This is a genomic window from Pseudomonas sp. St386 (assembly GCF_018325865.1).
Classification (GTDB): domain Bacteria; phylum Pseudomonadota; class Gammaproteobacteria; order Pseudomonadales; family Pseudomonadaceae; genus Aquipseudomonas; species Aquipseudomonas brassicacearum.
In genome coordinates this window covers 4,770,091-4,786,176 of the sequence record NZ_AP021900.1, presented here as the reverse complement: position 1 = coordinate 4,786,176, position 16,086 = coordinate 4,770,091, and the positions used below count along the sequence as shown (strand labels likewise).

The following is a 16,086-nucleotide window of genomic DNA, read 5'->3' as shown; positions in this document are numbered from 1 at the left end:
GACTGTGGGAGCATAGCTTGCTCGCGAAACAGGCGACTCGATTTCTGAAAGACCGCATTGCCTTCGTCGCGGGCAAGCCTTGCTCCCACAATTACCCCGCCACAAAGAATGTTGCTTCAGACCGGCTGTTACCAACCCCGCCCCGAATTCACCCAGAAATTCACCGACAACGACGTAGACACCGACTCCACCTGATGGAACCAACCTTCCGGCAAAAACAGCAAATCCCCAGCCTCCAATGTCACGCGCATGAAGATCACGTCGCGGGCGTGGGGGAAGCGTTGGTAGTCCGGCGCGTCCGGGTTGAAATCACAGCCGTCCAACCCGCCTTGGGGCGCAGTGGACCAGGTGCCCAGGGCTTCGCGGTGGTGAGGCGCGGCGAGGGTGAAGGTTTTCTGGCCCCAGACCTGGGCGAACAGGTTGTCGGTGTCGTCGCGATGCAGCGGCGTCAGGGTGCCCTTGGGGCCGATCCAGATGCGCGGTGGGATGAACAGTGAGGCGTCGAAGTAGGGCGGGTACTTGATCTGCTCCATCAGTTGCGCCGGCAGGATGTTGTTGCCCATGTAGGCCGGTGGTTCGCCGTCGGCGCCCTTGGTCGCCGGGCTGTCGAGGGAGGCGATGAAGTCGGCCATGGACGTGGAGCGGAAATCCCGCTCGGTGGAGAAGGTCTTCTTCACGTAGTCGCCGTGGCGGGTGATGCCTTGCAGCTCGGCAAAATGCACCAGGGATTCTTCGCGACTGAGCTTGAACAATGGCCAGTCCTGCAAGGCATCGCTGATGACCAGCGGAATGCCGTGGGGCAGATAGCGCGCTTGAAACTCCTGTACCGACAGCTCGCTGCGGGGACGACGCTCCACCCTGCGTTGGGGCGGCAGGCTGGCGGTGAGTTTTTCGCTGAAGCGCGACGGGGTGGGGTAGCGCTTGTTCATATCGACCTTTTCCACCACGCCACCGCCATGTCGGGCATGGTCGATGATCTGCGGCAGCAGCGTCGCCAGGCCCATGTTGCCGCCAATCTTCAGGCGCCCGCTGGCGAACAGTTCCTCGACATTGGCCAGGCCCGCCATGATCCCGAGGAAGTCCTTTTCCGCCACCTCGATGGTGACGTCGGGGCTGCTGTGGCGGCCGGCCTGGGTGCGACTGCTGGCCTTGACCTCGGACCAGTAGGCCTGGTGCGGGCCGAACACGAATTGGAAGACGCCTTCGATACCTACGGCGCCGGCATTGGCGAACAGCTTGCCCAGGATGGTTTGCAGGTCCACGGCGGTCACTCTTGCGGGTTTTTGGTCTTAGCAGGTAACGAGGGCCTGGAGCAGAAATTTAGCCCCGATCGCCGCGTCATCGACCGTCGCCCTAGCGCGTCGCGACCATGAACACCCGGGGAAACGGCAGCAGCACCGTTCCATCCTCCAGGGTGGGATAAGCCTGTTCGATCGCCTTGAGGTACTGCGCCAGATACTGCTTGCGTTGCGTCTCATCCAGAGGTTCGAGAAACGGCCGCAAGCCGCTGCCCTTGAACCATTCCACCACGCCTGCGGCGCCACCGGCCAGGGGGTGATGGTAGGTGGTGCGCCACACATCGACGCGGCTGCAGTGGGGTTTGAGGATCGCGTAATAGGTGCTGGCGTCCTCCACCTCGGTCCGAGAATCAGCCGCCCCGGCCAGTTGGCTGGCCCAAGGCCCGCTTGCTGCGATTTCCCGCATCAGGCGGTGGGAGGGCTGGTGCAGGGTATCGGGCATCTGGATCGCCAGGCTGCCACCGGGGGCGAGTTTGCCCACCAGCGAGGGCAGCAGGGTGGCATGGTCGGGCAGCCATTGCAGCACGGCGTTGGCGAAGATCACGTCGAACGGCCCGGGTTCATCCCATTGGCCGATGTCGGCGGTGTCGAACGCCACGGCGGGCAGGCGTTTGCGTGCGGCGTCGACCATGTCGCTGGAACTGTCCAGGCCGCGCACCGTGGCGCTGTTGAAATGTTCCACCAGCAGCTCGGTGGAATTGCCCGGGCCGCAACCCAGGTCGATCACCGAGCCGGCCTGGGTGGGAGGAATGGCGGCGAGCAGGTCTCGGGACGGACGGGTGCGTTCCTGTTCGAAGGCGACGTATTGCTTGGCGGACCAGCCCATGGCGTTCTCCTGTGTGGTGCAGTGTTCGAGGTATCGCCAGTATAAGGTCGGGTGGGAAGATGAACCGCGTTATCGTTCATCGCGGGCAAGCCTTGCTCCCACAAGGTGCTGTCATCTCGTAGCGAACGTCACGGTTTTGACTAAATCGGTGGGTTACGATTTCGTTATCTTCTTTACACGACCGATCGGAGAAAACCGCAGTGACCCAACTGACCCTGCTGTGCCTGCCTTATTCCGGCGCCAGCGCGATGGTGTACAGCCGCTGGCGGCGCAAGTTGCCGCAATGGCTGCACGTGCAGCCGGTGGAACTGCCGGGGCGCGGGGCGCGCTTCGACGAGCCGCTGCACACCGACATGGGGCTGTTGGCGATGCAACTGGCGCGGGAACTGTCCGCGACGCTCCAGGCCCCTTACGCCTTGTTCGGCCACAGCCTGGGCGCGCTGCTGGCCTGCGAGATCGGCCATGCCCTGCGTGAGCTCGGCTGCCCGGAACCGGTGGCGCTGTTTGCGTCCGGCACCGCAGCGCCGACGATGCGCGCCGACTATGACCGCGGTTTCGCCGAGCCGAAAACCGACGCTGAACTGATCGAGCAACTGCGCACCCTCAACGGCACCAGCGAAGAGATATTGGCCAATGAAGAGCTGATGGCCCTGACCTTGCCGGTCCTGCGGGCCGACTTCCTGCTGTGCGGACGTTTCCAGCCGCGGCTGCGACCACCGCTCAACTGCCCGGTGCATGTGCTCGGCGGCACCACCGACAAGGCCACCACGGAGCAACTGATTGGCTGGCGCCAGGAAACCACGGGCAGCTTTTCGGTGGACATGCTGGCCGGTGGGCACTTCTTCATTCATGAGCACGAGGCCAAGGTGCTGCGGCTGATCAAGGATCAGTTGAGCGTGCATCATCGGCGGCATGGGTTGGCCATCAGCGCCTGATCCACTGGGCCCGTGACGATCGTTCCCACGCTCCTGCGTGGGAATGCCGCCCCGGACGCTCTGCGTCCTCTGTGTGACGCAGAGCGTCACCGGATGCGTTCCCACTCAGAGCGTGGGAACGATCAGAACCTCTCTTCCTGACACAAATTCTCAAACGCTAATTTTTCCGGTCTGCATTCGTTTTATAGGGACGACTTGCCTTTGTGCCTTGTGCCCACTGATTCCGGATACCCCAGAAATGAATGCTGAAGACGCCTTGAAACTTGCTCGCCGGTTTATCGGGTTGCCCCTGGAAAAGCGCCGGATGTTCCTGGCCGCGCTGGACAAGGAGGGCGTGGAGTTCAGCGGTTTTCCCATCCCCCAGGGCGTCGAGGCCGAGGATCGCCAGGCCTTGTCCTATGCCCAGCAGCGCATGTGGTTTCTCTGGCAACTGGAGCCGGGCAGTGGCGCCTACAACCTGCCGGGAGCGGTGCGGCTCAAGGGCGCGTTGAGCCTGCCGGCGCTGGAGCAAGCTTTCGCCAGCCTGGTGGCCCGGCATGAAACCCTGCGCACGGTGTTCCAGCGCCAGGCCGACGACAGCCTCCTGCAAGTGCCCTCCAGCACGGCACTGGCGATCGGGCGCAAGGACTTCAGTGCCTTGCCGGCTGCCGAACGCGAGCAGGCGGTGCGCCGGGCCGCCGAAGCACAATCGATGCGGCCCTTCGACTTGTCCAGCGGCCCTTTGCTGCGGGTCGAATTGCTCACGCTCGATGAACAGGAACATGTGCTGCTGCTGACCTTGCACCACATCGTCTCCGATGGCTGGTCGATGAATGTGCTGATCGACGAGTTCATCCGCTGCTACGACGCCCATGAAGCGGGCGTGGCGCCGCAACTGGCCGACTTGCCGATCCAGTACAGCGACTATGCCCTGTGGCAGCGGCGCTGGCTGGAGGCCGGTGAGCAGGCGCGTCAACTGGCGTATTGGCAGGCGCAACTGGGCGATGAACACCCCGTGCTGGAACTGCCCATCGATCACCCGCGCCCGGCGATGCCCAGCTATCGCGGCACGCGTTTCGAGTTTGCCGTGGAGCCGGCGCTAGCTGAGCAACTGCGCACCACCGCCCAGCAGCACAACATCACCCTGTTCATGCTCCTGCTCGGCGCGTTCAACGTACTGTTGCATCGCTACACCGGCCACACCGATATCCGCGTCGGCGTGCCCATCGCCAACCGCAACCGCGCGGAAACCGAAGGGCTGATCGGTTTCTTCGTCAACACCCAGGTATTGCGCACCGAGCTCGGCGGCCAGACCCGTGTCGATGAGTTGTTGCACATGGTCAAGGAAGCGGCCCTCGGCGCCCAGGCCCATCAGGACCTGCCGTTCGAACGGTTGGTGGAAGCCCTGAAACTGGAGCGCAGCCTCAGCCACACACCGCTGTTCCAGGTGATGTACAACCACCAGCCGCAAGTGGCCGACATCGCCAGTATTCGCACGGCCTCGGGGCTGGAGTTGTCGATGCTGGAATGGCAGAGCCGCACCACGCAGTTCGACCTGACCCTCGACACCTGGGAAAAGGCCGGCAAGCTGCACGCGGCGCTGACCTATGCCAACGATCTGTTCGACGCCGCCACGGTCGAGCGCATGGCCCGGCACTGGACGCGACTGCTGCAAGGCATGGTTGCCGACAGCCGCGCGCTCGTCGCTGAGTTGCCGTTGCTTGAAGCTGATGAGTACCAACGCCTGATCCATGACTGGAACCCTGTGGACGCGCCGTTCGACCAAGGGCTGTGCATCCACCAGATGATTGCTCGTCAAGTTGAAGCCATGCCAGATGCCTTGGCGGTGACCTTCGCCAACACCCAACTGAGCTACAGCGAGCTCGACGGTCGCGCCAATCGCCTGGCCCATAAACTCATCGAACTGGGTGTAGGCCCGGAAGTGCGCGTCGGCGTGGCGATGCCGCGCTCCGAACACCTGCTGATCGCTTTGCTGGCAGTGCTCAAGGCCGGTGGCGCCTACGTGCCGCTGGACCCGGATTACCCGGTTGAGCGCGTGGCCTACATGCTCGACGACAGTTGTGCGCGGGTGTTGCTGACCGAACAGGCGGTGGCGGCGACGCTGAGCGTGCCGGCTGAAACCGCCGTGCTGATGCTGGATCGGATCGAGTTGGGGCAGTACCCACTTAGTGCACCGATAACCCAAGTCACGCCAGACAACCTCGCCTACGTCATCTACACCTCCGGCTCCACCGGCAAGCCCAAGGGCGTGGCGATTGCCCATCGCAACGTGCTGGCGCTGATCGACTGGTCCAAATCCGTCTACAGCCGCGATGACATTCAGGGTGTGTTGGCTTCGACTTCGGTGTGCTTCGATCTGTCGGTGTGGGAGTTGTTCGTGACCTTGGCCAACGGTGGCTCGCTGATCATCGCCCGCAATGCCCTGGAATTGCCGCACCTGCCGGCCCGGGATCAGGTGCGGCTGATCAACACCGTGCCCTCGGCGATTGCCGCGTTGTTGCGCAGCGATGAGATTCCGGCCAGTGTGCGCATCATCAACCTGGCTGGAGAGCCACTGAAGCAAAGCCTGGTGGACGCGCTGTACCAGAATTCCCCCTGTGGGATTGGGCCGGTGCAAGCTAAGCCTCTAGAGTCAGAATCTGTGGGAGCAAAGCCTGTGGGAGCAAAGCTTGCTCGCGATAGCATCCTATCGGCTGGCCCATGTGTGACTGACCTACCGCCATCGCGAGCAAGCTTTGCTCCCACAGGCCTTGCTTCCACAGGTAGTGCTCCTGCAGGTTCTACTCTTGCAGGTTTTGCTTCCACAGGCTCGCTCCCACAAGGGATAGCGCATGTCTACGACCTCTACGGTCCATCCGAGGACACCACCTATTCCACCTGGACCCGCCGCACCGCCGGCGGCACGGCGAACATTGGCCGGCCCCTGAAGCACACCGCCAGCTACCTGCTCGACGCTGATCTGCAACCAGTCCCCCAAGGCGTCTCCGCAGAGCTGTACCTGAGCGGCGCGGGCATCACCCGTGGTTACCTCGGCCGCGCGGCGATGACCGCCGAAAAATACGTGCCCAATCCGTTCTCCACAACCGGCGAACGCCTGTACCGCACCGGTGACCTGACCCGTTATCAGGCCAACGGCAATTTGCAGTACGTCGGCCGTATCGACCATCAGGTAAAGATCCGCGGCTTCCGTATCGAACTGGGGGAAATCGAAGCGCGGCTGCTGCAACAACCCAAGGTGCGCGAACTGGCGGTGCTGGCCCAGGACGGCGAACACGGCCAGCAACTGGTGGCCTTCATCGTCCCGAGCGACGCCACGGTGCTGACCCAGGTCGAGGCCCAGGTGCAAGTGCGCGAAACCCTCAAGGCCGCGCTGCGCGAACACCTGCCGGATTACATGGTGCCGGCCTACCTGGTGTTCCTCGAGCAACTGCCGCTGACCCCCAACGGCAAACTCGACCGCAAGGCATTGCCGGCCATTGATGGCAGCGAGCAGCAACGCGAATTTGTCGCGCCCAGCAGTCCGCTGGAAAAAGCCCTCGCGGCGATCTGGCAGGACGTGCTGAACCTCGACAGCATCGGCCTGGAAGACAACTTCTTCGAGCTGGGCGGCGACTCCATCGTCTCCATGCAAGTGGTCAGCCGTGCGCGGCAGGCCGGGATCGTGCTCAATCCCAAATCGCTGTTTCAACACCAGACCCTGCGCAGCCTGGCACTGGTAGCGCGCCAGGGTGACAGTCATGGGATCGATCAGGGCCTGGCGCGCGGCGCGGTGCCGTTGACGCCGGTGCAGCATTGGTTCTTCGAGCGCGACATTCCCGAGCGGCAACACTGGAACCAGTCGCTGTTGCTGGTGCCTGGCGAGCGCCTCGACGTCGTGGCATTGGGATCGGCCCTGGCCCGTTTGACTGAGCACCACGACAGCCTGCGCCTGCGCTTTATCCAAGTGAACGGAGAGTGGCAGCAAGCCTATGCCGAGCCGTCGGCGGTCAGCCTGTTGTGGCAGCGCCAGGCGACGTCGGTGGAACAGCTCAACGCCTTGTGCGACGACGCCCAGCGCAGCCTCGACCTGGAAGACGGGCCGCTGCTGCGGGCCTTGCTGGTGGACATGGCCGATGGCAGCCAGCGCGTGCTGCTGGCGATTCATCACTTGGTGGTGGACGGTGTTTCGTGGCGTGTTTTGCTGGACGATCTGCAACAGTTCTACAGCCAATTGCAGGCCGGTCAGGCGATCCAGGTACCGGCCAAAACCAGCGCTTATGGGCAATGGGCCGCGCACCTGCACGGGCATCTCGATGGCTTCATGGACAGCCTCGATTACTGGCGCGCCCAGGGCAATGCGCCAGCGGGCAACGGCTTGCCGTGTGATTACCCCGAGCGGCTGCTGGAGGCCCGTGACGAGCGCAAGGTCCAGGTGCGCCTGGACGCCGAACAGACCCGTCAACTGCTGCAGCAGGCGCCGAAGGCCTATCGCACCCAGGTCAACGACCTGCTGCTGACCGCGCTGGCCCGTACGATCTGCCGCTGGACCGGCCAGGGCAGCACGCTGATCCAACTCGAAGGCCATGGCCGCGAAGACCTGTTCGATGGCGTTGACTTGACCCGTACCGTCGGTTGGTTCACCAGCCTGTTCCCGGTCAGCCTCAGCCCGGCGCCGGCGTTGAGTGCCTCGGTCAAGGCCATCAAGGAACAACTGCGCGCCGTCCCGGACAAGGGCCTGGGCTACGGCGTGCTGCGCTACCTGGGCAAACCTGAAGTGCGTGCCGAACTGGCGGCCTTGCCGGCACCGCGTATCACCTTCAACTACCTGGGCCAGTTCGACCGGCAGTTCGACGACGGCGCGCTGTTCGTGCCGTCCAGCGAAGGCAGTGGCGCGGCGCAACATGCCCGGGCGCCGCTGGCGAACTGGTTGACGGTGGAAGGCCAGGTCTACGGCGGTGAGCTGTCCTTGAACTGGGGTTTCAGCGAGCGGATGTTCAAGCACCAGACCATCGAGACACTGGCCGCTGACTACCTCGCCGAACTGGGTGCGTTGATCGAACACTGCTGCGCGCTGGAAACGCCGCAGGCCACGCCATCGGACTTTCCCCTGGCACGCATCAGCCAGGCACAACTCGACAGCCTGCCGGTGCCCGCCGGGCAGTTGGACGACCTTTATCCACTGTCACCGATGCAGCAGGGCTTGCTGTTCCACACTTTGTACGAGCAGGCGGCGGGGGAGTACATCAACCAGTTGCGGGTGGACGTCCAGGGCATCGATGCCCAGCGCTTCGCTGACGCCTGGCAGGCCACCCTCGACGCCCACGAAATCTTGCGCAGCGGCTTTGTCTGGCAGGGCGACCTTGAGCAGCCGTTGCAGATCGTCCGTCGACAAGTCGAGTTGCCGTTCACGGCCCTCGATTGGCGCGGGCGCGATCACCTCGCCGAGGCCTTGAATGAGCGCGCCGAGGCCGAGCGCCGCCAGGGCTTCGATCTGACCCAGGCGCCATTGCTGCGCCTGGTGCTGGTGCAGACCGAGGCCGAGCGCTGGCACCTGATCTACACCCATCACCACATCCTGATGGACGGCTGGAGCAACGCCCAACTGCTCGGCGAAGTCCTGCAGCGCTACAGCGGTCGCTTGCCCAAGGCCAATGTCGGGCGTTATCGCGACTACATCGCCTGGCTGCAACGCCAGGACGCTCAACTGAGCGAGACGTTCTGGACCGACCAGTTGGCAGCCCTGCAAGAGCCAACCCGGTTGGCGCGCGTCATATCCGTCGGCGAAATCCACAGCGGCCACGGCGACCATTTCCAGACCCTCGACGCTTCTCGCACCCAGGCCCTGGAACAATTCGCCCGCCAACAGAAAGTCACCCTCAACACCTTGGTGCAAGCGGCGTGGCTGTTGCTGCTGCAACGCTACACCGGCCATGACAGCGTCGCCTTCGGTGCCACCGTGGCTGGGCGTCCGGCGGATCTGCCGGGCATCGAGCAACAGGTTGGCCTGTTCATCAACACCTTGCCGGTGATCGCCGCGCCGCGTCCGGACCAGTCGGTCGGTGCCTGGCTGCAAGCCGTGCAGGCGCAGAACCTCAGCTTGCGGGAATTCGAGCACACGCCATTGGCGGACATCCAGCGCTGGGCCGGGCAGGGCGGCGAGGCGCTGTTCGACAACATCCTGGTGTTCGAGAACTACCCGATTGCCCAGGCCCTGGCAGAAGGTGCCGGGCAGGGCGCGGTGTTTGGCGAAGTCACTCACCTGGAGCAAACCCATTACCCGTTGAGCGTGGCCGTGACCCTCGGCCAGACCCTGGCGCTGCACTACAGTTTTGACCGGGCACATTTCAGCCCTGCGGCCATCGAAGGCATCAGCGCGCATCTGTTGCAGCTGTTGGAACGCTTCGCCGAGTCGGCGGTGCGCAACCTGGGGCAAATCGCCCTGGTCAGCGCCGAGGAACAGGCCCGGCAACAGGCCGCCAACCTTGCGCAGCCGTACCCGACCGACATCGCCGTGCATCAGCGCATCGCCCATCTGGCGGCGCAAAAGCCCCAGGCTACGGCGGTGATCTTCGACGGCCAGCGTTTCAGCTATGGCGACATCGACCGGCGCGCCAACCAGTTGGCCCACGCCTTGATTGCCCGTGGCGTGGGGCCGGAAACCCGCGTTGGTGTGGCCCTGCCGCGCAGCGAAGGGGGGATCGTCGCGCTGCTGGCAGTGCTCAAGGCTGGCGCGGCCTATGTGCCGCTGGACACCAGTTACCCACGCGAACGCCTGGCGTACCTGATGGAAGATTCCGGGCTGGCGCTGTTGCTCACCGACTCCCGAGTGTCGGCGCAGTTGCCCCTGGCAGGCGCCGCCCAGTTGCTGGAACTCGATCGCCTGGACCTGAGCCTGCAACCGAGCAACGCCCCAGCCGTGCGTATCGATCCGCAGAACCTGGCCTATGTCATCTACACCTCCGGTTCCACCGGCAACCCCAAAGGTGTCAGCGTGGCCCATGGTCCGCTGGCGATGCACTGCCAGGCCATCGGCGAGCGCTACGAGATGCGCGACAGTGATTGCGAATTCCATTTCATGTCGTTCGCCTTCGACGGTGCCCATGAACGCTGGCTCACCAGCCTGACCCACGGTGCTTCGCTGCTGATTCGCGACGACAGCCTGTGGACCCCGGAACAGACCTACAACGCGATGCGCGAGCACGGCGTGACGGTAGTGGCGTTCCCGCCGGTGTACCTGCAACAACTGGCCGAGCACGCCGAGCGCGAGGGCAACCCGCCGAAGGTGCGCATCTACTGCTTCGGCGGCGATGCGGTGCCCAACGCCAGCTTCGAACGGGTCAAGCGCGCCCTCGATCCGGACTTCATCATCAACGGCTATGGCCCGACCGAAACCGTGGTCACCCCATTGATCTGGAAAGCCGGTCGTGACGTGACCTGTGGCGCCGCCTATGCACCCATCGGCAGCCGCATCGGCGACCGCAGCGCCTACGTGCTCGACGCCGACTTGAACCTGCTGCCCCAGGGCATGGCCGGCGAACTGTACCTGGGTGGCACCGGGCTGGCGCGGGGTTACCTGAACCGTCCGGGCCTGACCGCCGAGCGCTTTGTCGCCGACCCGTTCAGCTGCAGCGGCGGCTTGCTCTACCGCACCGGCGACCTGGTGCGCCAACGCGCCGATGGCACTTTCGATTACCTGGACCGTATCGACAACCAGGTGAAGATCCGCGGCTTCCGCATCGAACTGGGTGAAGTCGAAGCCAGCCTGCAAGCCCTGGACAGCGTGCGTGAATCGGTGGTGGTGGCCCAGGAAGGTGCCGCTGGCAGCGGCAAGCGCCTGGTCGCCTATGTGGTGGCCGATGAACCGGTGCGGGAGGGTTTCGCCGAGCACCTGCGTGGACAACTCAAGGCGACGTTGCCGGCGCACATGGTCCCGGCCTACTTGCTAGTGCTCGAACGCCTGCCGCTGACCCCCAACGGCAAGCTCGACCGCAAGAACCTGCCCAAGCCTGACGTCAGTCAATTGCAGCAAACCTACATGGCGCCGCGCAGCACGCTGGAACAGCAACTGGTGTCGATCTGGCAGGATGTGCTCAAGCTCGCGCAAGTGGGCCTGCGGGACAATTTCTTCGAACTGGGCGGTGACTCCATCGTCTCGATCCAGGTGGTCAGCCGTGCACGTCAGGCCGGCATCCATTTCACCCCCAAGGACTTGTTCCAGCACCAGACCATCGAGGCGCTGGCGGCGGTGGCACGTCTGGGCGAAACCACCCAAGCCGTCGATCAAGGGCCGGTCACCGGTGAGTTAGCGCTGTTGCCGGTACAACGGCTGTTCTTCGAACAGGCGATCGCGCAGCGTCAGCACTGGAACCAGGCGGTGATGCTCAAGCCGACACAAGGACTCGATGCGCGGGTGCTGGAGCACGCCTTGAACGCGCTGGTGGTGCATCACGATGGCCTGCGTTTGAGCTTTACCGACGCGGGCGAGGGTTGGCAGGCACGTTACCGTTCGCCAGCCAGCCACGGCGAAGACCTGCTCTGGTTGGCGGACGTGCCAGATGCCCAGGCCCTGGCAAACCTTGCCAACGCAGCGCAACGCAGCCTGGACCTGCAAGACGGGCCGCTGCTGCGCGCGGTATTGGCGACGCTGGCCGATGGCAGCCAGCGGCTGTTGCTGGTGATTCACCACCTGGTGGTGGACGGCGTGTCGTGGCGGATTCTGTTCGAGGATCTGCAAAGCGCCTACCGTCAGTTGTCCGGCGACCAGGCCTTGCAGTTGCCGCCCAAAACCACTTCGGCACGGGCCTGGGCCGAGCACCTGCAAGGCTATGCCGGCAGCGCGCCGTTGCAGGAAGAGCTGGCGTACTGGCAGGCGCAGCTCGATGGCGTCGATGGGCAGTTGCCGATGGACAATCCACAGGGAGGCCAGCAGAACCGTCTCGCGCTGACCGTGCGCAGCCGACTCGATGCGTCACTGACTCGCCAGTTGCTGCAAGATGCGCCCAAGGCCTATCGCACCCAGGTCAATGACCTGCTGCTCACCGCATTGGCCCGGGTCATGGTGCGCTGGACCGGCGCCGACAGCGCGCTGATCCAGCTCGAAGGCCATGGCCGTGAAGCCTTGTTCGAAGACGTGGACCTGACCCGCACCGTCGGTTGGTTCACCAGCCTGTACCCGGCCAGGCTCACGCCGGTGGCGGACCTGGGGCATTCCCTCAAGCAGATCAAGGAACAACTGCGGGCGATTCCGAACAAGGGCCTGGGCTTTGGGGTCCTGGCCCATCTGGGCGATGACGCGGTGCGGGGGACTTTGGCGCGCCTGCCGACACCGTGCCTGACGTTCAACTACCTGGGCCAGTTCGACGCCAGTTTCAATGAGGCCGACGGCGCCTTGTTCGTGCCGGCCAGCGAGTCGGCCGGCGATGAGCTGAACGCCGAGGCGCCGCTGTCCAATGTCCTGGCCCTGAACGGGCAGGTGTTCGGCGGCGAGCTGAACCTGGGTTGGACCTTCAGCCGCGAGGTGTTCAACGAAGCCACCGTCCAGGCCCTGGCCGACGATTACGCCCGTGAGCTGCAAGGGCTGATCGAGCATTGCTGTGACGACGGGCATTGCGCTGTGACGCCGTCGGACTTCCTCCTGGCGAGCCTGGACCAGCAGCAACTGGATGGGCTGCCGGTGGCGACGGCGCAGATCGCCGACCTGTATCCGCTGTCGCCGATGCAGCAGGGGATGTTGTTCCATGCGGTCTACGGTGACGTCAGCGGCGATTACATCAACCAACTGCGCCTGGACGTCGAGGGGCTGGATCCGGAACGCTTCCGCCAGGCTTGGCAGGCAGCGGTGGACGCCCATGACATCCTGCGCACGCGGTTCGTCTGGCAGGGGGATTTGCCGGGGCCGGTGCAGGTGGTCAGTAAACACCTGGCGCTGCCTTACAGTTTGCATGACCTGCGGGCCGATCCACAGCGCGATCAGAGCTTGCAGACCCTGGCCGATGGCGAACGCCAGCAACTGGACCTGAGTGCACCGGCCCTGTTGCGACTGGTGATCGTGCGCCTCGACGAGCAGCGCTACCACCTGATCTACACCCACCATCACATCCTGATGGACGGCTGGAGCAACTCGCAGTTGCTCGGCGAAGTGCTGCAACGCTACAGCGGTCAGCCCGTGACCGTTCATGGCAGTCGTTATCAGGATTACATCGCCTGGCTGCAACACCAGGATGTCGCCGCCAGCGAGGCGTTCTGGACGCCTGCGCTGCGACGCTTGGAGACGCCGACACGGCTGGCGGACGTCATGGCGAAACCGCAGGCGACCAGCGCCGGTTATGGCGACCATGTGCAGGTCCTGGACGAAGCACTGACCCGACGCCTGGAAGCCTTCGCCCGTGCCTCGAAAGTCACCGTCAACACGCTGGTGCAGGCCGCGTGGCTGCTGCTGTTGCAGCGTTACACCGGCAAAGACACCGTGGCTTTTGGCGCAACGGTGGCCGGTCGTCCGGCGGACCTGCCGGGCATCGAACAGCAGATCGGCCTGTTCATCAACACCTTGCCGGTGATCGCCAACCCACAGGCCGGGCAGTCCCTGGACAGTTGGCTGCAAGCGGTGCAGGCGCAAAACCTGGCGCTGCGCGAATTCGAGCACACCGCGTTGCTGGACATCCAGCGCTGGGCCGGGCAGGGCGGGGAAGCGCTGTTCGACAGCCTGTTGGTGTTCGAAAACTATCCGATTGCCCAGGCCCTGGAGCAGGGCGCGCCGGACGGTTTGCGCTTTGGTCCGCCGCTCACCCAGGAACAGACCAACTACCCGTTGACTCTGCTGGTGGGCCTGGACCGTCAATTGTCGGTGCACATGAGCTACCAGCGGGCGAGCTTCGAACCCGCCACCGTGGTGCGATTGGCAACGCATCTGGCCCAGTTGCTGGGCCAGATGACGGCCCATGGCGAGCGCTGCCTGGGTGAACTGTCGATGCTGGAGTTCGATGAACATCAACGCCTGACCCATGACTGGAACCCGCTGGACACGCCGTTCGAGCAAGGGCTGTGCATCCACCAGATGATTGCTCGTCAAGTTGAAGCCATGCCAGATGCCCTGGCGGTGACCTTCGCCAACACCCAACTGAGCTACAGCGAGCTCGACGGTCGCGCCAATCGCCTGGCCCATAAACTCATCGAACTGGGTGTAAGCCCGGAAGTCCGCGTCGGCGTGGCGATGCCGCGCTCCGAACACCTGCTGATCGCCTTGCTGGCAGTGCTCAAGGCCGGTGGCGCCTACGTGCCGTTGGACCCGGACTACCCGGCCGAGCGCGTGGCCTACATGCTCGACGACAGCCGTGCGCGGGTGTTGCTGACTGAGCAAGCGGTGGCGGCGACGCTGAGCGTGCCGGCTGAAACCGCCGTGCTGATGCTGGATCGGATCGAGTTGGGGCAGTACCCACTCAGTGCACCGATAACCCAAGTCACGCCAGACAACCTCGCCTACGTCATCTACACCTCCGGCTCCACCGGCAAGCCCAAGGGCGTGGCGATTGCCCATCGCAATGTGCTGGCGCTGATCGACTGGTCCAAATCCGTCTACAGCCGCGATGACATCCAGGGTGTACTCGCCTCCACGTCGGTGTGTTTCGATCTGTCGGTGTGGGAATTGTTCGTGACCCTGGCCAACGGCGGTTCGCTGATCATCGCGCGCAATGCCCTGGAACTGCCGCACCTGCCGGCCCGCGATCAGGTGCGCCTGATCAACACCGTGCCCTCGGCGATTGCCGCGTTGTTGTGCAGCGATGAGATTCCGGCCAGTGTGCGCATCATCAACCTGGCTGGAGAGCCACTGAAGCAAAGCCTGGTGGACGCGCTGTACCAGAATTCCCCCTGTGGGATTGGGCCGGTGCAAGCTAAGCCTCTAGAGTCAGAATCTGTGGGAGCAAAGCCTGTGGGAGCAAAGCTTGCTCGCGATAGCATCCTATCGGCTGGCCCATGTGTGACTGATCCACCGCCATCGCGAGCAAGCTTTGCTCCCACAGGCCTCGCTTCCACCGGTTCTGCTCCTGCAGGCTTTGCTCCCACAGGCTCACTCCCACAAGGGATCGAGCATGTGTACGATCTTTATGGCCCCTCGGAAGACACCACCTATTCCACCTGGACCCGCCGCACCGCCGGCGGCACGGCGAACATCGGCCGGCCTCTCAAACACACCGCCAGCTACCTGCTCGACGCCGACCTGCAACCAGTCCCCCAAGGCGTCTCGGCGGAGCTGTACCTGAGCGGCGCGGGCATCACCCGTGGTTACCTCGGCCGCGCGGCGATGACCGCCGAAAAATACGTGCCCAATCCGTTCTCCACAACCGGCGAACGCCTGTACCGCACTGGTGACCTGAGCCGTTACCGCGCCGATGGCGTGCTCGAATACCAGGGCCGTATCGACCATCAAGTGAAGATCCGCGGCTTCCGTATCGAACTGGGAGAAATCGAATCGCGGCTGCTGCAACAGCCCGAGGTGCGTGACGTCGCGGTCCTGGCCCAGGACGCCCCGGGCGGTCAGCAACTGGTGGCCTACGTGGTCGTCCCGACGCTGAACCTGAATGCCACCGAAGCCCAACGCGCCCTGCGCGATGAACTCAAGGCCGCCCTGCGCGAACACCTGCCGGACTACATGATTCCGGCGCACCTGCTGTTCCTCGAACAACTGCCTCTGACCCCCAACGGCAAGCTCGACCGCAAGGCCTTGCCGGCGGTGGAGACCGGTCTGTTGCAGGCCGGTTATGTCGCCCCGGCCAGTGCACTTGAACAGCAGGTCGCGGCGATCTGGGCCCAGGTGCTCACGGTGGAACGCGTGGGTTTGAACGATCACTTCTTCGAGCTGGGCGGCCATTCGCTGCTGGCGGTCAATGCCGTCTCGCGCATGGCGCTCGAACTGGGGTTGACGCTGACCCCGCAACTGATTTTCCAGCACCCCGTCCTGGGGAATTTGTCGCGCAACTCGACACCGGGGACGGGCCGATCGATGAACAGAAACTGAACAAGCTGGAAGCCCTGCTTGATGAAATGGAGGAAG

Annotated in this window: 4 protein-coding genes; 2 read left to right on the top strand and 2 right to left on the bottom strand. The window is 64.1% G+C overall.

Translation table 11 applies throughout. From position 1 onward, the window contains the following. Positions 1-128: 128 nt before the first annotated feature. Both KI235_RS20920 and tam read right to left on the bottom strand, forming a co-directional pair. Positions 129-1,262, bottom strand: a complete 1,134-nt coding sequence (locus KI235_RS20920) for a cupin-like domain-containing protein (RefSeq protein WP_013693943.1) — start codon at positions 1,260-1,262, stop codon at positions 129-131. 91 nt (positions 1,263-1,353) lie between these two features. Continuing rightward, positions 1,354-2,124, bottom strand: a complete 771-nt coding sequence (gene tam, locus KI235_RS20915) for a trans-aconitate 2-methyltransferase (RefSeq protein WP_003203979.1) — start codon at positions 2,122-2,124, stop codon at positions 1,354-1,356. A 200-nt stretch (positions 2,125-2,324) separates the two neighbouring features. Between tam and KI235_RS20910 the strand changes: the two genes are divergently transcribed. Next, positions 2,325-3,059: an alpha/beta fold hydrolase gene (locus KI235_RS20910; protein ID WP_003203977.1), complete on the top strand. Its 735-nt coding sequence runs from the start codon at positions 2,325-2,327 to the stop codon at positions 3,057-3,059. A 238-nt stretch (positions 3,060-3,297) separates the two neighbouring features. After that, a complete protein-coding gene (locus KI235_RS20905; RefSeq protein ID WP_212795282.1) occupies positions 3,298-16,050 on the top strand; it encodes a non-ribosomal peptide synthase/polyketide synthase in 12,753 nt (4,250 codons plus the stop codon). The last annotated feature ends 36 nt before the right edge of the window (positions 16,051-16,086 follow it).

What these genes read in the sequence shown, in the direction of transcription:
- tam (WP_003203979.1), bottom strand. Translation starts at nt 2,124, where the DNA reads ATGGGCTGGTCCGCCAAGCAATACGTCGCCTTCGAACAGGAACGCACC.
- KI235_RS20905 (WP_212795282.1), top strand. Translation starts at nt 3,298, where the DNA reads ATGAATGCTGAAGACGCCTTGAAACTTGCTCGCCGGTTTATCGGGTTG.